The organism is Pedobacter miscanthi, from assembly GCF_003315595.1.
Classification (GTDB): domain Bacteria; phylum Bacteroidota; class Bacteroidia; order Sphingobacteriales; family Sphingobacteriaceae; genus Pedobacter; species Pedobacter miscanthi.
Genome location: NZ_QNQU01000017.1, coordinates 15,397 through 37,639, shown reverse-complemented (window position 1 = coordinate 37,639; position 22,243 = coordinate 15,397). Strand labels below are relative to the sequence as shown.

General features: G+C 40.8%; 24 protein-coding genes. 7 read left to right on the top strand and 17 right to left on the bottom strand.

Going from position 1 to position 22,243, the window contains the following annotated elements:
• Positions 1-872 precede the first annotated feature (872 nt).
• Positions 873-1,757, top strand: a complete 885-nt coding sequence (locus DRW42_RS18820) for an SDR family oxidoreductase (protein WP_113950463.1) — start codon at positions 873-875, stop codon at positions 1,755-1,757.
• 130 nt (positions 1,758-1,887) lie between these two features.
• Positions 1,888-2,301: a DUF6326 family protein gene (locus DRW42_RS18815; RefSeq protein WP_167437815.1), complete on the top strand. Its 414-nt coding sequence runs from the start codon at positions 1,888-1,890 to the stop codon at positions 2,299-2,301.
• Positions 2,302-2,449: 148 nt separating this feature from the next.
• Here DRW42_RS18815 and DRW42_RS18810 read toward each other — a convergent pair whose 3' ends face one another.
• The 5 genes from DRW42_RS18810 to DRW42_RS18795 all read right to left on the bottom strand — a co-directional run bounded on the left by DRW42_RS18810 (position 2,450) and on the right by DRW42_RS18795 (position 5,517).
• Positions 2,450-2,956: a DinB family protein gene (locus tag DRW42_RS18810; protein ID WP_113950376.1), complete on the bottom strand. Its 507-nt coding sequence runs from the start codon at positions 2,954-2,956 to the stop codon at positions 2,450-2,452.
• 12 nt (positions 2,957-2,968) lie between these two features.
• A complete protein-coding gene (locus DRW42_RS28840) occupies positions 2,969-3,130 on the bottom strand; it encodes a hypothetical protein (RefSeq protein ID WP_158544367.1) in 162 nt (53 codons plus the stop codon).
• Positions 3,131-3,434: 304 nt separating this feature from the next.
• Complete coding sequence (locus DRW42_RS18805; RefSeq protein ID WP_113950375.1) at positions 3,435-4,229, bottom strand: SDR family NAD(P)-dependent oxidoreductase; 795 nt, start codon at positions 4,227-4,229, stop codon at positions 3,435-3,437.
• Positions 4,230-4,458: 229 nt separating this feature from the next.
• Complete coding sequence (locus tag DRW42_RS18800) at positions 4,459-4,827, bottom strand: response regulator (protein WP_113950374.1); 369 nt, start codon at positions 4,825-4,827, stop codon at positions 4,459-4,461.
• Positions 4,828-4,947: 120 nt separating this feature from the next.
• Positions 4,948-5,517: a Crp/Fnr family transcriptional regulator gene (locus DRW42_RS18795; RefSeq protein WP_113950373.1), complete on the bottom strand. Its 570-nt coding sequence runs from the start codon at positions 5,515-5,517 to the stop codon at positions 4,948-4,950.
• Positions 5,518-5,634: 117 nt separating this feature from the next.
• Between DRW42_RS18795 and DRW42_RS18790 the strand changes: the two genes are divergently transcribed.
• Positions 5,635-6,375, top strand: a complete 741-nt coding sequence (locus tag DRW42_RS18790; protein ID WP_113950372.1) for an SDR family oxidoreductase — start codon at positions 5,635-5,637, stop codon at positions 6,373-6,375.
• A 76-nt stretch (positions 6,376-6,451) separates the two neighbouring features.
• Complete coding sequence (locus tag DRW42_RS18785; RefSeq protein ID WP_113950371.1) at positions 6,452-6,667, top strand: hypothetical protein; 216 nt, start codon at positions 6,452-6,454, stop codon at positions 6,665-6,667.
• A 339-nt stretch (positions 6,668-7,006) separates the two neighbouring features.
• Here DRW42_RS18785 and DRW42_RS18780 read toward each other — a convergent pair whose 3' ends face one another.
• The 10 genes from DRW42_RS18780 to DRW42_RS18735 all read right to left on the bottom strand — a co-directional run bounded on the left by DRW42_RS18780 (position 7,007) and on the right by DRW42_RS18735 (position 17,779).
• Positions 7,007-7,381, bottom strand: coding sequence for a hypothetical protein (locus tag DRW42_RS18780; protein ID WP_113950370.1), 375 nt, complete (start codon positions 7,379-7,381; stop codon positions 7,007-7,009).
• Positions 7,382-7,651: 270 nt separating this feature from the next.
• Positions 7,652-8,779, bottom strand: a complete 1,128-nt coding sequence (locus DRW42_RS18775) for a sensor protein KdpD (protein WP_113950369.1) — start codon at positions 8,777-8,779, stop codon at positions 7,652-7,654.
• Positions 8,780-8,785: 6 nt separating this feature from the next.
• The gene (locus DRW42_RS18770; protein WP_147243777.1) at positions 8,786-9,034 is read right to left on the bottom strand and encodes a hypothetical protein; all 249 of its coding nucleotides are present in this window, start codon (positions 9,032-9,034) and stop codon (positions 8,786-8,788) included.
• 179 nt (positions 9,035-9,213) lie between these two features.
• Complete coding sequence (locus DRW42_RS18765; RefSeq protein ID WP_113950367.1) at positions 9,214-10,284, bottom strand: porin; 1,071 nt, start codon at positions 10,282-10,284, stop codon at positions 9,214-9,216.
• Positions 10,285-10,521: 237 nt separating this feature from the next.
• Positions 10,522-11,082, bottom strand: a complete 561-nt coding sequence (locus tag DRW42_RS18760; protein WP_113950366.1) for a K(+)-transporting ATPase subunit C — start codon at positions 11,080-11,082, stop codon at positions 10,522-10,524.
• A 131-nt stretch (positions 11,083-11,213) separates the two neighbouring features.
• The gene (gene kdpB, locus DRW42_RS18755; protein WP_113950365.1) at positions 11,214-13,241 is read right to left on the bottom strand and encodes a potassium-transporting ATPase subunit KdpB; all 2,028 of its coding nucleotides are present in this window, start codon (positions 13,239-13,241) and stop codon (positions 11,214-11,216) included.
• Between the two features lie 175 nt (positions 13,242-13,416).
• A complete protein-coding gene (gene kdpA / locus DRW42_RS18750) occupies positions 13,417-15,129 on the bottom strand; it encodes a potassium-transporting ATPase subunit KdpA (protein ID WP_113950364.1) in 1,713 nt (570 codons plus the stop codon).
• A gap of 39 nt (positions 15,130-15,168) precedes the next feature.
• Positions 15,169-15,246, bottom strand: a complete 78-nt coding sequence (locus tag DRW42_RS18745; RefSeq protein WP_082035969.1) for a potassium-transporting ATPase subunit F — start codon at positions 15,244-15,246, stop codon at positions 15,169-15,171.
• Between the two features lie 808 nt (positions 15,247-16,054).
• On the bottom strand, positions 16,055-17,155 hold the full coding sequence (locus DRW42_RS18740) for a M20/M25/M40 family metallo-hydrolase (protein ID WP_113950363.1): 1,101 nt from the start codon (positions 17,153-17,155) through the stop codon (positions 16,055-16,057).
• 18 nt (positions 17,156-17,173) lie between these two features.
• Positions 17,174-17,779 carry an N-acetyltransferase gene (locus DRW42_RS18735; protein WP_208643592.1) on the bottom strand — a complete coding sequence of 202 codons (606 nt, stop codon included), beginning with the start codon at positions 17,777-17,779 and terminating at the stop codon, positions 17,174-17,176.
• Positions 17,780-18,142: 363 nt separating this feature from the next.
• On the opposite strand from DRW42_RS18735, the gene DRW42_RS18730 reads away from it, so the two are divergent.
• From DRW42_RS18730 to DRW42_RS18720, 3 genes are all read left to right on the top strand, one after another.
• Positions 18,143-18,772, top strand: a complete 630-nt coding sequence (locus DRW42_RS18730) for a Crp/Fnr family transcriptional regulator (protein ID WP_113950362.1) — start codon at positions 18,143-18,145, stop codon at positions 18,770-18,772.
• A 69-nt stretch (positions 18,773-18,841) separates the two neighbouring features.
• Positions 18,842-19,180: a gamma-glutamylcyclotransferase family protein gene (locus DRW42_RS18725; protein ID WP_113950361.1), complete on the top strand. Its 339-nt coding sequence runs from the start codon at positions 18,842-18,844 to the stop codon at positions 19,178-19,180.
• Positions 19,181-19,183: 3 nt separating this feature from the next.
• Positions 19,184-20,044, top strand: a complete 861-nt coding sequence (locus tag DRW42_RS18720; RefSeq protein ID WP_113950360.1) for a helix-turn-helix domain-containing protein — start codon at positions 19,184-19,186, stop codon at positions 20,042-20,044.
• 237 nt (positions 20,045-20,281) lie between these two features.
• Here the strand turns inward: DRW42_RS18720 and DRW42_RS18715 are convergent, their stop codons facing one another.
• Positions 20,282-20,932: an HD domain-containing protein gene (locus DRW42_RS18715; RefSeq protein ID WP_113950359.1), complete on the bottom strand. Its 651-nt coding sequence runs from the start codon at positions 20,930-20,932 to the stop codon at positions 20,282-20,284.
• 157 nt (positions 20,933-21,089) lie between these two features.
• A complete protein-coding gene (locus DRW42_RS18710; protein WP_113950358.1) occupies positions 21,090-22,058 on the bottom strand; it encodes a phosphatidylinositol-specific phospholipase C in 969 nt (322 codons plus the stop codon).
• Positions 22,059-22,243: the final 185 nt, after the last annotated feature.

Sequence of the window (22,243 nt, the reverse complement as noted above, 5' to 3'; positions counted from 1 at the left end):
GTTCTTTTTAATGTTCGTCCTGCTTTTCATTACAAGTCTGCACTCGTTCCTCGTTTACGGGCTTTTCATTTCAATCTGGTTTATTGGGCAATGCACCTGCAATTATTAAAGGTTAAACATGATGCCAATAGTTTTTTCGGCAATAGCAGCCCTAAATAGCACCACATCCCCTGCTCCCTAAACCCGATTGCAGTGGTAGCTGCCGGCTTTTCGCCGGTACTACAAACGGAAAGCGGGAACTACAGCAACCCAAGGGCTTCTGTTTTTGCTTTCCCAAAAAACTTATCACTAAAAAATCTACATCTATTAACGGAAATCGCCTTAAATCTACGGGAGAATATATGAGAAATCTGTCATCGGTTTCCCGCTGATTCCGGAGATATTCACAGAGCTACTTTACGCAGGAAACCCCAAATAGTACCACATCCCCAGCTACCTAAACCCAATAGCTTCTGTTTTCGCTTTCCCAAAAACTTACCACTAAAAAATCCATATCTATTAGCGGAAATCGCCTTAGATCTGCGGGAGAATACATGAGAGATCTGTCATCGGTTTCCCGCTGATTCCTAAGATATTCGCAGAGGTACTTTATACGGGGCAAAACCCTAAATAGTAGCACATCCCCTGCCCCCTAAACCCGATTGCAGTGGTAGCTGCGGGCTTTTCGCCGGCACTACAAACGGAAAGCGGGACCCACAGCAACCCAAGAGCTTCTGTTTTTGCTTTCCAAAAAAATCACCATGTATCATTGGGTGAGCCCTATCCGGTTTTGGCTACAACATCAGCTGATTTGGCTAAATCCTTCTTCCTGACACGAACGATATTTGTTTTATTCAAAAATTAAATCATTTGTTTTAAATAAAATATCAACCATGCGTGTATTTGTAACAGGAGCCACAGGTTTTGTAGGTTCCGCAGTAGTTAAAGAATTAATCAATAATGGTCACCAGGTTTTAGGTCTGGCCCGTTCCGAAGCCTCGGCCAATGCATTAATTACAGCTGGTGCCGAAGTGCATCGCGGCGACCTTACCGATTTAGATAGTCTGCGTAGTGGTGCCGCCGCAGCTGATGGGATAATCCATACAGGTTTTATTCACGATTTTTCGCGTTTTAAGGAAATGTGCGAGGTAGACAAAATTGCCATCGAAACCATGGGCGCAACACTATTGGGCACTGATAAACCATTTATCATTACGTCTGGTACCGCCCTGGTAAGTCCTGGCCGTTTAGCTACCGAAGATATTATTGCAACACCGGGTGCTTCCATTCATCCACGCCAATCAGAACCGGCAGCCGATGCATTGGCTTATCAAGGTGTGCGGACTTCAGTAATCCGCTTATCGCCCTCGGTACACGATGCTGGCGACCATGGATTTATTCCACTGTTAATTGATTTGGCCAAAGAAAAAGGTGCCTCGGCATATATTGGCGAAGGCTTAAACCGTTGGACAGGTGTACACCGCCTTGATGCGGCCGTTCTGTACAGGCTAGCTTTAGAAAATGCCAAACCGTATGCCAGGTTTCATGGTGTGGATGAAGAAGGTATTGCTTTTAAAGAAATTGCAGAAATTATCGGTAAGGAGCTTAACCTGCCTATTATAACTGTCCCCCAGGCAGAGGCAGCCGCACACTTCGGATGGTTTACCGGTTTTGCAGGTATCGATTGTCCAGCCTCTAACAAGATTACCCGCGAAACCTTAAACTGGGAACCTAAACAGACCGGTTTGCTTGAAGATATGAGAGCCGTTTATTTCTAAACCTTTTAACTACGCCACAGATGCGCAGAAAAATACCTGTGTAATCTGTGGCTAAAAATTTTAAAAGCCTTGCAACCCATTTCCATTTCCTATCGTCAAGAAAGAAACAACGATTTATATGCTTGGAGATATGAACAAACCTGTACTTAAAGATTTCGAAATTAACCCTAAAATTAAGCTATCGGCACTTTGGGCCGCAGTAACACTTTGTTATCTATACGGTGATTATTTCGAACTGTATGTACCACACAAAGTAAGGGGATTAATTAGCGGAAACAACCTGCTTAACAGTCCGTCAAAACTTTTAGCTGCGGCAGTATTACTGGCCATTCCGGCGTTAATGGTTTTTATTTCCATTGTATTGAAACCCCGGCTCAACAGGATTTTAAATATCTTTTTCGGGCTTATGTATAGTGCAATCATGATTTTGATTGCTTGTACTTCCTTAACCGAATGGCGTGCATTTTATGTTTTCCTGGCCATCGTAGAAAGTATAATCACCATTCTGATTGTTCGTTACGCCTTTACCTGGCCGAGAGAATAAATGGCTTACTGCAATTGAGATAACGACCTCGATAAATCTATCCAGTGCGGTTCGCTCCAATGGAGATGACGATATCAGGGGACAGATTTTGTGTCCTTCGCATCATCGTGAGCATAATGATTGTGGTGTTTTCATTGCTAAAAACACCTTAGTTTTTCACTACCGCAGCGGTAACCATTAACTGGCCAACATGCCGCATGGTATGTTCGGCTGCATGGAAAAGGAGGCCGATAACTGTTGAAGGAAGTTTAACGCGGCCAACGCCCCTAAAATCGGGCAATGTGCTGATGTCTGTTGTTCTTAGCTGATCCATAGCCAGATCAACCTGCCGGTTAAACCGGTTAACCAGATCAGCTATAGTATACCCTGCTGCACTATCCTTACCTTCTTCTGCCAGTTGGGCAAACTGAAATTCAGATAACCCTTCGGCCCTGGCATAGGTAAATACCCGATCCAGTACGCCACTTAAATGCTGAAGATGAAACCCGGTAGATGCCATACCCGCCGGGCGTTCCCAAAGTAATGCTACCGGAAATTCGTGCATGTATTCCTCAATTTCTTCCCTTGCCTGTATAAGTGCATGTGCAACAGGCTGTAATAATGGATCAATATCGGGCAGTGGCCCTCTTTGCCATACTTCTAGTTTTTGTGCCACCTGAATTGTTTTTTAAATGTATGCGATTGTTACCATTACGATCCAGATCAAACTAAATACGCCACCAAAATAAACCACCGGCATATTCTGTTTAAGGTTCTTTGTTACAAATGCACTGTAAGCAAGCCAGCCTAAAAAGGCAATAAAATATAGTGGTACGGCGAATAACAACATAAGGTGAGGTATTGATAATCAAATATAGTGAAATAGTCACAAATATGGGTGTTGGAGGCTCGAAGACTGACAATGGAATCCGTTTGTCCATCCAACGTTAATTATTCTTTAAAATCAATATTAATCTCTGGAAAGGTTCTGCAACTAATCCCAGTAAATTACCGTCATTTCGAGCGGAGTGCAACTCCAGTGTAAGGATCTATTTGTTTGCTTGCCAAGGATGCACGGAAAACACTGAATACGAATATATCATCCTGAACGCAGTGAAGAATTTTAGATGTTACGCTCAGGATGATAATCTTTATTATAATATCGACCGTACCAAACCACCTTCTACCCTGATGGATGCACCATTGGTACCAGAAGCGAGCGGACTTGAATAAAATGTTACCGCATTTGCAATTTCACTTACATCCAGAAAACGTTGCAACAATGAGGTTGGGCGCATGTTTTTAAAGAAATCGGACTCTACTTCTGCAATGATAATATTTCCTTTTTTGGCTAAATCTTCAATAAAACTTCCCACACCTTTTGATTTGGTTGGACCGGGTAAAATTGAATTTACGGTTACCTGTGTTCCTTTTGTTAATTCAGCCAAGCCACGACTAACGGCTAACTGTGCAGTTTTAGTCATACCGTAGTGGATCATTTCATCAGGAATAAATACGGCCGATTCGCTCGAAATAAAAATAATCCTTCCCCAGTTTTTCTTTAACATTTTAGGAAATAATTCACGCGATAAACGAATGCCGCTCATTACGTTTACTTCAAAAAACCTGAACCAATCTTCATCGCTGATTTCTTCAAAAGGCGTGGGTTCAAAAATACCTGCATTATTGATCAGGATATCGATTTCAGGCAGCTGTGTAATCAGATCATTTACTTCTTCAACCCTTGAAAAATCGGCCGCAATGCCCAAAACCGTTCCGCTGCCCGCAATTTTTTCCAATGCTTTCACCGCATCATTTACACTTTCCTGCGATCGGCCATTGATAACTACCTTTACACCTTCTTTTAATAAACTTTCGGCAATTGCGAATCCAATACCTGCGGTAGAGCCGCTTATAAAAGCTGTTTTATTCTTTAATTGTAAATCCATTTTTCGTTTTTTAAATTATGTTGATAACCGAACAGGTATTACCCGCGGGGATATACAAACTGAATAAATTTTTGGCAAAAATGTGTCATAACAATATGCTAAAATGGAATAAGGAAGGTAAAATGTAATGTGTATAATGGGGTGTAATTTTACCCATGCAGGTTAATCCCCGTGTATTTCTACGTGCAATTGTGGTAAAAAATGTATTCACCAATGCCGTTAGATGAAATTAATTCCTTTTGCTTAATTGCTGGTCAACTTTTTTAAGTAAATCGAAAATGTCGAAAGGCTTGGCAATAAATTCTTCGGCCTTACAAGTATGCTTCATTTCATTCAGGCTGGCATGGGCACTCATCATCATAATGGGGATGCTTTTAGTGCTTTCATTATTTTTCAGGTCATCGCAAACCATTAGTCCGCTGCCATCGGGCAGGCGTACATCAAGCAGGTATAAATCCTGAGATCCTTTATCCTCAAAGGCCATAAAATCCTTTACGTTTGAGAAACCATATACTTCGTAATGTTCATCGGTTAATATCATTTCGATAATCTCACGTATTCCCTCATCATCCTCCAATAAACATATCTTTTTCCCCATAGTTAAATTCTCTACCCATTAAGTGATCAGCAATAAAATTTAACACCAGAACAGAGATAATGTTTTACCCGAAATATGATTTATTTAAGCAATAGTACTTTTACAACTTATGTGTTTAAGTTAGGACTGTTTTCTGATCCGAGATAAAGATTGCGGGGTAATTCCCAGATAAGAAGCAGTATCTGTTAAAGATACACGGCGCGCAATATCAGCCTGTTTGGCCAGAAATAATCGGTACCTGCTTGCCGAATCCTGACCTAAATAAGCATTACGGATATTAATTTTATCAATCAGCGCCTGTTGCGTAATCTGATCGATCAGTTTTAGAAGTCCGGGCACCTCTTTGTAAAGTTTAAAAAGTGCTGTCCTATTGATACAAAAAACCGCGGTATTACAGGCCGCCTGTATGCATTCTTCGGCCGGTACCTGATTATGAAAACTATTTAATATGGTGCAAAACTGGTTTTCCTTTAAAAAATAGTGCGTTACTTCATTTCCTTTCTCATTCCGCATCACAATCCGCAATACGCCATCTGTTATAAAAAAGAGTTCCCTGCATATACTTCCAGGCTCCGTAAGTTGTTCCCCTTCTTTTAATAACCTGGGGTTAAAAGCCGCTTCAATCCGTTGTGCTTCCTTTACAGAAAACGATTGGTATTGGTTTAGGAAGCTGATTAGTGGGCTGGACATTAGATTGCTTATTGGAGAAATTAGGTTTTACAAAAATATAAGCTATAATCGATTTTACCAATTGGTAAGTAGATTGGCTGCAGATAACCTAAAATTTGCATATTAATTTATAATATCATGAAAATAAAAGCAAATGAATTTACACTGGAAGGCAAAACAGTGATTATATTAGGTGGAAGCTCTGGTTTAGGTTTTGCAACAGCAGAAGCTGCAGCATACAACAGAGCAAAAGTGATTATTGTTTCGGGCAATCAGAACAGGATTAATGAAGCATTAAAATTATTACCCGAAAATTGTAGTGGCGTATCGGTTGATTTGAGCAAAGAAGAAAACATTAAAAATTTCTTCGATGCTGTTGAAAATTTCGATCACCTGGTATATACTGCCGGCGAAAACCTGACTTTGCATACCATTGATGAAACCAATATCGATGAAGCCCGCACTTTTTTTAATTTAAGGTATTGGGGTGCTTTTGCGGCAGTTAAATATGCATCGAAAAAAATAAAAGCCGGAGGTTCTGTTAATTTAACGGGAGGTACTGCAAGCCCGAGGCCAGGCGCCGGCTGGGGCATAGCTGCCAGTATATGTGCCGCCATGGAAGGTTTTACCCGTGCCATGGCTGTAGAATTGGCTCCTGTAAGGGTAAATCTGGTAGCACCGGGTGTGGTTAAAACCAATTTATGGAACAGCATGAGCGAAGAAGACCGAAACAACCTGTACACAGGAGTTGGCGAAAGTTTGCCGGTAAAACGTGTTGGAGATGCAGGCGATATTGCACAAACATTTTTATACACCATGAAACAACAATATGGTACCGGCCAGGTGATTTATGTTGATGGTGGTTCGTTGTTGGTGTAAAAGAGGTTTCATCATTTCGAGGAAAATTTACTGCATAAAAGTCAACATTATTGACGTAAATAATTGATTTTTTGCCATGCAGCTCAGTCTTGCCTCGGCTCGCCGCCGCCGAAGGGCTCCTTCTTTTTGGCGTCAAAAAGAACCAAAACCGAGGCTTGCCGAGCTCATTAATGCAAATAAAAAAGATAAACAGCTTATTAATAAAACACCGGCTGAAAATTTTTCTTTGGCAGCCAGTAAGTTGGCTTGGTCTGTGGAGCCCGAAAAATTTGTTAGGCCGGAATTATGGTGAACGTTGATGCAGTGCCTTGGCCTGACTGGGCGTAAATTCAATGAACATAAATAACTTGTTGTAAACCAATTATGATATACATCAATAATACCAGAGTGCGATATAGTGTAGATATCTACACTATATGATGCTCGGGTCGAAATGACGGTTTTTTGGCGAGTCGTCACCCTGAACTTGTTTCAGGGTCTTTAATGAAGATTAGAGCTATCTCACAAATATCTGGAACTGCGTTCTGATCGGGATGACGGTCTTTTTTTAAGGATATAACTATCCCAACAATTGTACAATATTGCAATTAATCGACCTTAGCAATAAAGTTTTTTTTTTTATATAGAATATCTAAACTATCTGCCTTCTCACTGCTTTAAGTTGTATGGCCAGTAACACTCCGCCAAGTGCCGCAGTTAAGAAAATACCCTCAAAAATCAACAGGCGTTTTTTTCGTTTAAAGCCACGGTAAAAAGCATGTGCAGCAATTATACCTAAACCAACAAATTCTATATTCCTCTGATCCCGTTTTGACGGATCCTTACTCTTAATTAAAGCAATGCGTAACAACTCATCTATTAAACTGATATTTTTAGAAACGCCTTTTCTGATCTGTTTCTTACTTGCCGAAGCCCCCAGTTTCTTAGCTGCGGTTTGCAATCCGGTAGTCGTAATTTCGTTAATTAAATGTGTTTGAGTATCTTTTTTTTCCATATCGCTTTCCATAGGTCCTATTATTTCAACCCATGTAAAAGGATATAGTTTTGAGAAATTTTAGAAAAATTGTACTCCCCAAACTTATTACCAACAAGGATTTTTTAATAATCAGAAAATGAGTGTGCAGTTGCTCATGGAGACAACAGTCCCGCCATTTGCTTTATCCCGCCTAATCCCGATGTAAAATCGGGACGGGATGTTCGCTGCTGTTGGATTTGAAATATCAGGTCAATCTCACTGCGATTGGAACAAAACACTCTTTGAATGATAAGTTTTCGCTTATGAAAGTATTATCAGATCAATATCCTTCATCGCCAGGTTTTTCAATAGCCCATTAAAAACGGCAGTACGTAAAATCACCTGAAAAATATTGAGATGGGGTTTTCCGATACATATCGTGGTAACTTCCTTTTCGGTAGCGATATCGATAATGGTTTTGGTAACGGCATTGCTTTTTATTTTAATTACTTCTGCTCCGAGTTCGGTAGCCAGTTTAAAATGGTTAATCAGGTGGCGCTGCTTATCGAGTTTAATGCGTTCCATACTTTCACTATCACTCTGCACGTATAACACCATCCATGGTGAACGGTAATAAGAAGCCAGTCTTGCCGTTTTGCGAATCACCACACCGGCGGTTTCTGCATTAGAGGAGATACAGGCTAAAAAACGTTCGGGCCGGAGTTTAATTGATTTGGGAATTTCGGTCTGGATTTTCCGCTCTACCTGGTGTACCACTTCTTTTAGGGCCAGTTCGCGCAGTTGGAGGATTTTATCCGACTGGAAAAAGTTACCCAGCGCCCTTTCGATTTTCGATTGATCGTAAATTTTCCCCTCTTTTAACCGGGTAACCAGTTCATCGGCGGTAAGATCGATGTTTACAATTTCATCGGCCAGTTCGAGTATTTTATCAGGTATCCGCTCGGTAACCGCAATACCGGTAATTTGTTCAATTTCTTCGTTTATACTTTCTAAATGCTGGATATTTACCGCCGAAATTACGCTGATGCCTGCTTCGAGCAAATCGAAAACATCCTGCCAGCGTTTGCTGTTTTTGCTGCCTTCGGCGTTGGTATGGGCAAGCTCGTCAACAATTACAATTTCGGGATGGCGGTTCAGGATCGCCTTGAGATCCATTTCTTCTATTTCCTTACCGCGATAAAAGATTTTCCGCCTGGGAATTAGCGGTAAACCTGCAACAAGCGCTTCTGTTTCTACTCTTCTATGGGTTTCTACATAACCAATACAAATATCGACACCGTTACGCAACAATGCATGAGATTCTTGCAGCATGCGGTAAGTTTTGCCCACACCTGCACTCATACCGATGTAGATTTTCAGTTTGCCACGCCTGGATTTTTTCACCAGATCCAAAAAGTGCTTTACCGATTCTTCTTTTTGCTCATCCATGGTTATTTACCAGCTAACGCTCATTATTCCGTTTTCTATTAACAGCGTAATGGCAATAATCATCACTAAGGTGAATAATACAACCATAAATCTAAAGGAAATCTTGTTAAAAAGCAGTTTAAAGTATTTTTCTGTAGCATAACTTTTTTTTATAGCAGATGCTCTTTTACTTTTTAACGAGCTTAATTTTCTCATCATTAACACGCCTAGCAATGCTAAAAACAGACTGAATAAGATTTCTATGTAGGGATGCATTATTTTATTTATTTTTTAATGTTCGTCATCATCTCAACTGCGCTACGATTAACAAAATCAATAAAAGGGTCGTCATTGCGAGGCACGAAGCAATCTTAATGCGCACGCCAGGTAGCGATTGTTGTAAGATTGCTTTGTCGGCTGAAAAAGCCTTCTCGCAATGACGAAAACCTGGTGGATTAAAACGACACCGCTATACTTGCCGTTACGCTTGCATTGGCATTAACCGCAGCACCTTCGCGGGCAAATATTTTGTCTTTACTATCGTAAGCTTTTCCCTCCAGCCTGATTACCGCATTTGTTATTGGCGAATAATCGAGGTTAAGCGAATAACCTTTGGTTTTGAAGCCCTGTGGTGTACCAGTGGCGATAAAAATTCCGTTTTTATCTTCATAATATTCAAATCTGCCTGCAACAGCCCATTTTGGGGCAAATTTGTATTGGGCAATGGCTACTGGAGAAATGATTTCGCTTTTATCGCTGCTGCCTTTTTGTTTTTGCTGGGTTCCGTAATCAAAGCCAAGCGTTAGGCCGAACTTATCGGTAAGCTGGAAAATTCCGTATACGTTATGGTAAAACCTGTTAACCCGAACCGAATCAGCACCTTCAGCACCTAAATAATTGCTGTAGTTTACCGTAATTTTGTCGGTTGGTTTCCAGGTTAATTGTAGTCCACCGGCAGGCTTATCATTACCGTTCTGGCGTGTTATGCGCTGCCATCCGTTTAAATACAATGCGGTAGCTGTAAATTTTCCATCTTTGGTACCATAAGTAATTTTTGCCCCCGATTCGTAATAAGGGGTATTTTCTGATGAGATATTCCTCGTAAGTACCCAGCAATCTTTAGAAATGGCACTTTCGAAACCAATGTGCGATGAAAATATACCGGCATCAATCCAAAGGTTTTCTGTTTTGGATAATTTCACACCTGCATTGGCCTCAAAAATGTTTTTCAATACACCAGGTTCGGCAGCAAGATTGGCATTGGTATAAGTCCCGGCCATTACCGCTAAGTTAGCCCTGATCATTCCGCTATCATAAGCAGCCTTGATAAAACCCAGGTTCAGGTTCACCTCATTTGCACGGTTATGCGAATAGATAAAACCAGGGCGGTTATGATCAGTCGGTTTATTAAAATCGTATCCATAATAGGCTTCAAGGTATCCGCTTACTTTAATTTTAGGTTCGTCCTGTGCTTTAGCTAAGATGGCAGTAGTAAGTGTAGCGGCAAATAATAATAGTTTTTTCATTTTATCTGATTGTTTTTATTGGGCAAAGCATGAGGTCCTCATTTGTTATTGGGGACCAAATGCATCGCTATTGTTATTGTTTTGAGATATTGTTTTTTGTTAAAGCTCCCCCGCGGTCGTCATTGCGAGGAAGAATGACGAAGCAATCTATTTTGCTATCATAAGCTTTCAATAAAGATTGCTTCAACCAATGAAAAATTGGTTTCGCAATGACGACTTTGGGAGGAAAAGCTTAAGTTAAAGTTCATCAAGGGCAAGGTTCAGTTTCAGCACATTTACTGATGAAGGGCCAAAAACACCCATGAAAGGTTTAAGGGTATTCATGGCAACCAGTTCTTTTACCTTTTTTACATCGATTTTACGGGCTGCAGCAACTCTCTGGATTTGAATAGCGGCACCTTGTTCAGAAATATTCGGATCAAGTCCGCTTCCTGATGCGGTAACCATATCAGCCGGGATATCTGATTTTTTAAGCCCCGGATTGTATTTCAATAAAGTATCGATACGGGTTTGAACCTCTTTTAAATAATCGGGGTTAGATGGACCCTTGTTAGAACCTGCAGAACCTGCTGCATTGTAAGCAACTGCCGATGGTCTTCCCCAGAAATATTGTGGTTTGGTAAACGATTGTCCCAACAAGACATAACCTACAGTTTTACCGTTTTTGGTGATTTTTTCTCCTCCACCATTTCCTTTAGACATTTTACCGATAAAGGCCACTGTGATTGGATATATTACGCATAATAACACCAATAATACAAGTGTTAAGCGGATAGATTGAATGATGTACTTTTTCATCTTTTTATTTTTTAAATTTTTATTGTTGTCATGCTGAGCCTGTCGAAGGATCTTTGATCAGGCACTACTGGTTTTAAGCAACTTCATCATCGCCTGCAGATGCTTCGCTGCGCTCAGCATGACATTTTTCTTTACACAAATAAGCCGACCAATAAATCGATTATTTTAATACCAATAAATGGGGCTACCACACCGCCTATACCGTATATAAATAGATTACGGCGTAATAAAGCGGTTGCACCGATGGGTTTGTAAGCCACACCTTTTAGCGCCAGTGGAATCAGGATCGGGATAATGATGGCGTTAAAAATCACTGCCGACATAATTGCCGATTCTGGTGAATGTAGCCCCATAATATTCAGGCTTTGCAAAGCTGGAATTGATGCAATAAACAATGCTGGCACAATGGCAAAATATTTGGCTACATCGTTAGCGATAGAGAAAGTGGTTAGTGTACCACGGGTAATCAGCAATTGTTTACCGATTTCAACTATCTCGATCAGTTTGGTAGGGTCGTTATCCAGATCCACCATGTTACCGGCTTCTTTTGCAGCTTGGGTTCCACTGTTCATGGCTACACCAACATCGGCCTGTGCCAAAGCAGGGGCATCATTTGTACCATCGCCCATCATGGCCACCAGTTTACCCAATGCCTGCTCATCTTTGATGTAGTTCATTTTATCTTCTGGTTTAGCCTCAGCGATAAAATCATCAACACCTGCTTTTTCAGCGATATATTTAGCGGTTAAAGGATTATCTCCGGTAACCATTACCGTTTTAACACCCATTTTACGTAGACGTTCGAAACGTTCGCTGATGCCCGGTTTAATGATATCCTGTAATTCGATTACACCAAGGGCTTTTTCGTTTTCAGATACCACTAGCGGTGTTCCGCCATTGGTGGCGATGGTTTTTACGTGGTTTTCGATATCAGAAGGGAAATTATTTCCGGCTTTCTGCACGATATTCCTGATCGAATCGAAAGCACCTTTTCTGATCCTCCTTCCGTCTGCAGTATCCAATCCGCTCGAACGGGTTTCGGCAGTAAACTTGATAAATGCAGATCCCTCCGGAGTTCCGGCAGATTTAACACCCTGCTCGGCAGCCAGCTCGATGATTGATTTTCCTTCCGGGGTTTCATCGGCCAAAGAGCTTAATACGCAGGCATCGGTAAAAGCTTTAATGTTTACACCCGCGGTTGGGTAAAAATTGGTGGCTTTACGGTTACCAATCGTGATGGTTCCGGTTTTATCCAGAAGCAGCACATCAATATCACCGGCAGTTTCTACCGCTTTACCCGATTTGGTAATTACGTTGGCTCTTAATGCCCTGTCCATCCCTGCAATACCAATGGCCGATAAAAGTCCGCCGATGGTGGTTGGGATTAAACACACAAAAAGTGAAATCAATGCAGCAATGGTAATCGGTGTATTGGCGTAATCGGCAAAAGGTTTTAAGGTTACGCATACAATGATGAATACCAGGGTAAAACTCGCCAGTAAAATGGTTAAGGCAATTTCGTTTGGTGTTTTCTGACGTGATGCACCTTCAACCAGGGCAATCATTTTATCTAAAAAGCTTTCGCCGGGAGCAGTACTCACCTGAACTTTGATTTCGTCTGACAAAACTTTTGTACCGCCTGTTACCGAAGATTTATCACCACCTGATTCGCGGATTACCGGAGCCGATTCGCCGGTGATGGCCGATTCGTCGATTGTGGCAATCCCTTCGATAATTTCTCCATCGGTAGGGATGGTGTCGCCGGCTTCGCAGACAAATACATCTCCTTTTTTTAACTGGTTTGAAGAACGGATCTCAATGGTACCATTTGCCAAAAGTACTTTGGCCGGTGTCTCTTCCCTGGTTTTACGTAAACTATCGGCCTGTGCTTTACCTCTTGCTTCGGCAATGGCTTCGGCAAAGTTTGCAAACAGCACGGTAAGCAATAGCACCAAAAAGATAAAGAAGTTATATAATGGAGATCCCTGGCCACTGTGGCTGAAAGAATATACGGTAACGTAAGCCATCACCAGGGTTCCGATCTCTACGGTAAACATTACCGGGTTGCGGACCATCGCCCTTGGATCGAGCTTAATGAAAGATTGTTTTAGTGCGGTCTGCACTAAGGCAGGTTCGAACAATTTATTATTGGGTTTCATGTTTTTATTTTTATGTATGATGGAAGATGTAAAATGGATGATGGAAAGGTTAATTCCCCATTTCCCATCTTACCTTTTCCATATTGATTTTTGTATGATGGATGATGTAAAATGGATGATGTAGGAGTTAATGGTTAACTTTCCATTTCCCATCATCCATCTTACCTTTTCCATTTTAGTGTGTAAAGTATTCTGCCAATGGACCTAATGCCAGTGCAGGGAAATAAGATAATGCGTTCAATACCAGAATTACCGCAAAAGTCATCAGGGCAAAGGTTTTGGTATCTGTTTTAAGTGTACCAGCCGATTCGGGAATGAATTTTTTGGCACCTAATAAACCTGCAATCGCCACCGGACCAATAATTGGTAGGAAACGGCCAAGGAAAATCACAATACCGGTTGATAAATTCCAAAAGATATTGTTATCGCCCAGCCCTTCAAAACCCGAACCATTGTTGGCATTGGATGAAGTCATTTCATACAACATTTCAGAAAATCCATGGAAACCAGGGTTATTGAGCCAGTTTTTAGGTTGAACGGCCCAGGCTGCATCACCATGACTGGTAAAAATGTAACTGGCAATGGCTGTTCCGGCAAGGATTAAAAACGGACTTAACAAGGTAATCATGGCGGCGATTTTAATCTCTCTTGCTTCTACTTTATGGCCGAGAAACTCCGGCGTTCTGCCCACCATCAGGCCCGAAATAAATACGGCAACAATCAGGTAAATAAAGTAGTTTAATAAACCTACCCCACAACCACCATAAAATGAGTTGATCATCATTCCAAGTAATTGCCATGTACCTGACATCGGCATGGTACTGTCGTGCATGCTGTTTACCGATCCGGTAGAGATAATTGTCGTCACAGTTGCCCAGTAAGCGGAGGCAGCCGGACCAAAACGTACTTCCTTACCCTCCATAGCTCCCGTTGATTGTGAAATTCCCATTTTAGCTAAAGCTGGATTTCCGCCCAATTCGGAACTGAGCATCGGGATAAGCAACATAAACAGACCAATAGTCATAACGCCAAAAATGGTCCAGGCTAATTTTTTCCTGCGGATGAAATAACCAAAGGCAATTACCATTGCAATAGGAATGATCACTTGCGCAATCAGCTCAACCATATTGGTAAAGTAGCTCGGATTTTCGAATGGATGTGCCGAATTGGCGCCGAAATAGCCCCCACCGTTGGTACCTAAGTGTTTAATGGCAATCATTTGTGCAGCAGGTCCTCTCGAAACATTTACTGTATCGCCCTGTAAAGAAATAAATTTGTCTTTACCCTCATAACTTGCAGGTGTACCGTTAAAAGTTAAAATCAAGGCTACTATAACCGATAATGGTAACAATAAACGGGTGATCGATTTTACAAAGAACTCCCAGAAATTGCCCAATTGAGTAGTTGTTTTATCTCTGAATGCTTTAAAAAATACCACCGCAGCGGCTATACCCGTTGCCGCACTTACAAACTGAAGGAACATCAGTACAAATTGCTGTGTGAGGTAACTTACGCCACTCTCGCCTGAATAATGCTGCAGGTTACAGTTGGCAACAAAGCTGATAATGGTGTTGAAAGCCAGATCGGGTGTCATCCCCGGATTTCCGTCCGGATTGAAGGGAAGTTTATCCTGAAAGATGAGTACGAAAAAGCCATAGAACAACCACAATATATTAATGGTAAGCAAGGCTTTCATCTGCTGCTTCCAGTTCATTTGTTCTTTTACGTTAATGCCGGAAAGCTTATAAATACCAGTTTCCAATGGTTTTAAAAAGTCTGTCCAGACTTTTTCTCCTGCAAAAACCTTGGCCAGGTATTTACCCAATGGTATTGCGATAACCAGGGTAAGCAGGAAGGTGGCGATAATGCCTGTTAATTCAGTGTTCATTTTTTGATTTGTTAATTGCCCTCCAAAAAGGAGGAAGGATTAAAATTTTTCGGGTTTGATCAGCACGTAAATCATATAGATAAATACGGCGATGGCGATAATGAATAATGCGATCATAATGTTAGATTTTTTCGAACCAGTCGATTGATTTGTAAGTAGCCCAGCAGAGCAGTACAAGGATTAAAAAAAGTAGTATTGTCATGATTCTAATGATTTTGTATGCCATTAGCCAAACTTGTACCAACAAAAGAAAATAATTAGTTAATTATTTGATTATCAATTAATTATTTTAAATATTACTTACTAAATAAATTTTAGGCATAAAAAAACCCTTCCATTTTGGAAAGGTTTTTTTCATTGTGGGAATTATCCGTTATTGCGGGGAGGGCTTTTGAAGGGCCGTCACCCTGAACTTGCTTCAGTGTCTTTCATGCAGGGTTAAACCTCTCTTCTGGCTTTAGCGAAACTCTCTTTATTCCGTCATTTCGAGCGGAGTGCAACGCAGCCGAGAACCACATAGTTCTCAGCGAAGCTAAATCTGTCTCGAGATAGATCTCTCCATTCCGCTTTGCTCCAGTCGAGATGACGATCCTTTCCGAGGGCCGTCACCCTGAACTTGCTTCAGTGTCTTTCATGCAAGATTAGATCTCTCCATTTCACTGCGTTTCAGTCGAGATGACGCTCATTTTATTAAGTCGTCACCCTGAATTTGTTTCAGGGTCTTTCATGCTAGATTAGATCTCTCCATTTCACTGCGTTTCAGTCGAGATGACGCTCATTTTTATTAAGTTGTCACCCTGAACTTGTTTCAGGGTCTTGCATGCTTGCGCTCGTTTCCAAACGAGTGCATAAATAGTCGCACGATTTTATCGTTGCAAACGATATCCTATTACAAAGCTCGTTAGAAACGAGCCTTCGCGGAGGTTCAGAATGACAGCGATTCCAGCAAACTGATATAAATATCAATTCCTTCTTCAATCTCTTCAATGCCGATAAACTCATCAGCTGTGTGCGACCGTGCAGAATTGCCCGGTCCCATTTTAATGGATGGCATATCCAGCCATCCCTGATCCGAACTTGTGGGTGAGAGATACGTTTTTCTTCCCAAAGAAATTCCGGCCACCACCAAAGGATGAAGAATATCGATATAAGAAGGTTTTAAAACATTTGGCCTTAGCGAAAAATCGCATGAAGTATGGTTAATGATGGTATTTACAATTTCCCTTTCGGTATAATTGTGGTCGAAACGGATATCAACAGTAAAGCTGCATTCACCGGGTACAATATTATGCTGAATGCCTGCTTTAATTTCCGTCACCGTCATTTTTACAGGCTGCGGTTCACCATCCATAATCGGAAATAAATGGTTTTTAAACCATTCGATATCTTTCAAAGCATGATAAATGGCATTATCGCCTTCTTCGCGTGCGGCATGGCCTGACCGCCCTTTGGCAACACAATCGATCACCATCGAACCTTTTTCGGCAATGGCCATTTGCATACAGGTAGGTTCGCCAACAATGGCAAAAGCAATTTCTTTAATCTCACTCAAAATATCGCGTATGCCCAATTCGCCCGAGGTTTCTTCTTCGGCAGTGGCGGCCAAACAAAGGTTAAAAGGCAAGTCTTTCCGTTCAAAGAAATATAAAAAGGTAGCAATTAACGATACCAGTGGTCCACCGGCATCGTTGCTACCCAAACCATATAATTTTTCATTTTCAATAGTCGGACTAAAAGGATCGCGGCTATATTGTCCGTTAGGTTTTACCGTATCGTGATGGGAGTTTAAAAGGATGGTGGGCTTTGCCGCATCCATATATTTATTATAACACCATACATTATTATGCTTTCTTAAGGTATTAACGCCATGCTGATTTAAAAAAGATTCAATGTGGTCGGCAGTGTGTGTTTCGTCGCCGCTAAATGATGGGATGGTAATCAATTTAGAAAGGAGTTCGACCGATTCCTGATATAAATGGTTAAGATCATTACCCTCGGTGAGGTGTATTTTGCTAATGGTATTCATGATGATGTGCTTAGGTGATTAAGAATGGGCTACTTCCTGATAGATTTCTGTTTGCTGGTACACTACAGGCTGTGCATCGATAAAATATTCGGGATCAAAAAGCATAGCGGTACAAAGGCAGTTACATTTTTTCTTGCGTTCTAAAATATCGTAGTTTACACAGCTTTTGCAGCCTTCCCAGAAATGCTCGTCGTGAGTGATCTCGGCAAAACTTACCGGAAGAAAACCGAGTTTGGAATTCATCCTCATAATGGCCGGACCAGAGGTAATACTAAAGATTTTTGAATTGGGGTACAACCTTCTCGACATTTTAAAAATCCTGTCTTTGATGGATCTGGCTACGCCCGAATTCCTGAATTTTGGGGCTACAATTAATCCCGAGTTGGATACAAAACGGCCTTCTTCCCAGGTTTCGATATAGGCAAACCCCACCCATTCTCCGGTATCGGTTAGGGCAATAACTGCCTTGCCAGCACGCATTTTTTCGATTACGGATGCTGCTGTTCTTTTGGCAATACCCGAGCCACGTGCAATGGCTGATTGTTCTGTTTCTGTTATAATTTCTTCTGCATAAGGTGCGTCGTTCTGATTGGCGATGCGCACAAAAATGATAGGGTTATCCATGATGATTAAATTTCATGCCGCGCCTATTACAAAGCAAATGCCCTAAATCACAATCCTTACTTAAATCATGGTTTAAACCTGATTATTGAATACTATTTTTTTTCAGATGATACTACTTTTCATCTGTACCCTACCAAAATGAAAGGCTTAATTTCATTTTGATAAATCTGTTTTATTCTTTTTTAGAAAATATGGGAAAACCTTATTCTTTTACTTAACGTATGTATTTTAAACCAATCAGGAATAATCTGTAAAATTTGTACAGACAGAATACCTTAATTGGTCATAATAACCTTAACTTAAGTAACCAACATTAAATTATTGGCATACTTAATAATCCCTTTTTAACCTAAACTTAATGATATGGTGCTCAATCCCAACAACAAATCTTTTGTAAGGCCACTTATCCAATATATGGAACAATATCATAAAATTTCCAGCGCTTTGGTTGCACAATATGAAATGCAGTGTACCCCTGTTGCGGTAAAAAAGAATAAACACATTGTTTCGCCTATCGATCATAATGCGGCACTGTATTTTGTGGTTAACGGTATTGTGCGCGGTTTTGTAAAAGATGGCGACAAAGACATTACCACCTGGTTCTGTTTTGGGAACAATATTGTGGGTGCTATCCGTCATCCTGACCAGGGATCAAATCATTCGGTAGAGTATTTACAGGCACTGGAAGACTGCGAACTGATCCGTATTCCCTATACTTTAATTGAATATGCTTATGCCAATTACCAGGAGGCAAATATTGTTGGCCGGAAACTTTTGGCTTTACATTACCACGCAGCCTCAGAACGGGCAATATTGGCCAGAATTCCAAATGCCTCACGCAGGTACCAGAAAATGGAAGAAAGTAGAAAAACAGACCTAAACAAAATACCCCTGCGTTACCTGGCCAGCTATTTGGGCATGCGTTTGGAAACCCTGAGCAGGCTTAGGAGTAAAGAACTGAGCAAAAACCCCGAACAAGCCATTGCTGTTTAAGGCGAACAATGGGGGGATAAGTAAATTTGATTATTTATCTTTGGATGGGCATTAAACGCAGATCCAACCATGAGCGAAAACCTATTTTCTTACGGAACATTGCAACAGGAAAATGTTCAGCAGGATACTTTTGGAAGGCTGTTAACAGGCCATCAGGATGTATTAACCGGCTATAAACTTTCGTGGGTAAAAATTACCGATGAAAAGGTCCTGGCTTCGAGCGGGGCAAATCAACATCCGATTATCCGTTTTACAGGCGATGCGGATGATAGAGTTGAAGGAACCGTTTTTAAGATTACAGCTAATGAGTTAAAACAGGTCGACGAATATGAGGTAGATGATTACAAACGCATTTCGGTTAAGCTGCAATCTGGCGAAAACGCATGGGTATATGTTAATGCAGAATAAATCATGATGACAAGGGCCTTGCGTGTAAAACTGGAAAAAGAATTGAAGGATTCTTTCTCCATCAATCATATTGAGGATCATCTTCGAATCGATCCTTCAGCATACCGTTTAACCTATCATAGGATTTTACTGATATCACAGGGTTCAGGAGAAATCCGGATTGATGAGAAACATTTTCAATTAACCGGCCGGGAAATTTTTCTGATCGCCAAAGGCCAGATCATCAATTTTAATGAGAATACCAGCTTTTCGGGTTTTGAGCTGAGTTTTGGAGATTGTTTTTGGGAAAGAAGTCCTTCGAGTGCCAATAACTGCAAGGCAGTGCTGTTTAATAACGCAGCCAATAACCAGCAGTTATCTCTTAATGAAAATGATCATACCCATTTAAATGCCTTGTTTGGCAGTTTGTATGATGAATTTTCATCTGCAGATTATGTGAATAAATTAGATGCTTTGGCCGCTTATTTAAAAATCATCATGATTAAAATTGCCAATGTAAATGCAGCGTTAACGGCCGGAATAGATAGTCATGAAAATAAACTTTACCGGAATTTTATCGAATTAATCAGTCAGCATTACCAAACTTCGCATGAAGTAGGCGATTATGCTAATTTAATGGGTGTATCGGCCAGAAAATTAACCGAGCTTTCTAAAAAATGCAGTGGCAAAGGTGCCAAAGACCTTATTAACGGGCAATTGATTGCAGAAGCCAAACGTGCGCTTCAATTTTCGTCGAAACCGGTAAAAGAAATTGCTTATCAGCTTAATTTTAGTTCTCCGGATCAGTTCAGCCACTTTTTTAAAAAAAACACGGCTATTTCTCCACAGGATTACCGGACGCATTTTGTGAATATGGGAGTTTAGGAAATTTGTTAAACTAAGAAACCGTCATTTCGAGTGAAGCATAGCGAAATCGAGAAATCTATCCCGAGACAGATCTCTCCACTCCACTGCGTTTCGGTCGAGATGACGGCCGCTTATTGAAACTGTCGTCGAGATGAAGCTCTTTCTAGCTAGTCGTCACCCTGGACTTGTTTCAGGGTCTATCATGCAAGATAGATCTCTCCACTTCACTATGTTCCGGTCGAGATGACGATCAATCTATTCACTCCACGGAGAATGCAAAATACAATCGCAAAAATTCTTGCGGTGAAAATTCGGAATCATATAAGCACATACATCGGCCTTAATGTTGCCAAAAGTAGTTTCCGTTTTATGTTCGAAACCGCTAAAAAATGTCGGGATAATATTCTTCTTAAAATCATTACGTGGAAAAGCTTCGATAATTTCCAGGCGATTGGATTCGGAAAGATTTTCGTAACCCTCGCCCATTACATCCAAACCGACACCGCTGTACATTAGTGCTACTTCATTTTCTTTATGCTCGGCGATGCCAATGGTAGTGTGCAGGGCAATGGTATCCCAAACCAGTTGTAAGGATGCTGCTGGCAAACCATGGCTTTTTAAAAAATCCCTTGCCGCGTTCGCACCGTCAACTTCGAAACGCAGATCGACGCTGCTGTATTTTTTGGTTAAACCCAGATCGTGAAAAACAGAACTTATATAAAGTAACTCCGGATCGTATTTAAGGTTATTTCTTTTTCCATTTAGCGACGAGAACAGAAACACACGTAAAGAATGGTTGTAAATAAATTCGGTTCCATGTTCCAATAAAAGTTCTGTTGCCTGGCTGGCAATCGTACTATCGGGAATGGAAATCCCTGCAACTGATTTTGGTTTAATAACTGACATATCTTTAAAAATTTATACATCAAAGGTAGATCGTTGAAAAAACCGGTTATTGTTAAAAACCGACGGATACATGTTAATTTGTGCAATAGGCTATAAACAAAACGGCGCCTCCATTTAGAAGCGCCGCACTGAACCTATAAGTCAAAACGGTTTTAGATTAGAAATTTGTATTAACGATTAATTGGCTACGGCCTGAATCAACAAAATCAAGCGGAATAATTCCGTATTTACCATGGGTATTATTGGTAAAAAAGGTGGTGATTTTTGGGTTTACAGCGTTAGATACCGTAGTAATACTTGGGATACTAAAAATACCTGCCTTATATCCGCTTGCGTAATTCAGGTATAGTTTATTCGAAGTATCATTTTTTGCTTCATTCAACAAGGTTTCTATCCTTGCCCACTTGGTATTTACATCGTTGACGTTGTAAAAATCCTGGATTTTTAAACTGGCGGCCGAATTGTTGATATCGAAAGTGGTATTATCGGCCCAGGCAGTGGCATCAATCCCTTTTGGAGAAGATGCTCCGAACCTTCTTAACAGTCTTATTTTTCCACGGATACTACCTAGGGTTGGGATGTTATTCCCCAAATCCCATTTGCCGGCGTTTTGCTGCACATACGAATCGAAAGTCTGTTCGAAAGAACGGGTATTGTTCGATGGAGTATGCTCCTCTTTCACGCTCATAATAATGGCTTCGGTTGGGTGACTGTTCAAAAAGTTAATGCAGGCAGTCAACACATCATTAAAATTGAGGTTCTGGTAAATGGCTCCGTGATGGATGGCAAAAGCATTATCAATGTGCCTGCAACGTATATCAAGGTAACGTACACCTGCATTTAACTGATCGGCAATGCTCAGGTTCTGACATTTGGCCGTACCAGAAACAGGTTCGATAGTAGCACCAGAATCATGAGTGCCGGGGATAGACAGGGTGGCAATACTGTTTTGGTCGGCCAGTACGCCCATCCAGTTATTAAGCGAAAAGCTTAATAATGCTGAATTTGGATTTACATTTTCTTTTAATTTCGGGCCCGAAAATTTTTCAGTTTGTTGCGTTTCTTTTTTACAGGCACTAAAGGTGAGTACCAGGGCCACGAAAAGCGGCAGTTGTAATTTTTTCATAGTTTTTTGAGGAAGATTGATGATCTATTTGGTTCAGTATCTTAAAATTAGTAAAAGGTTTTACTAAATCGTTATACTTAACCATATAATAATGATTACTTAATTTTTCCTCAGCCATGTAGGATGTTGTAAGGTTGGAATGTTTAAATGCTGGAATGTTTTAGATGCCCAATCAAATCTGTGCA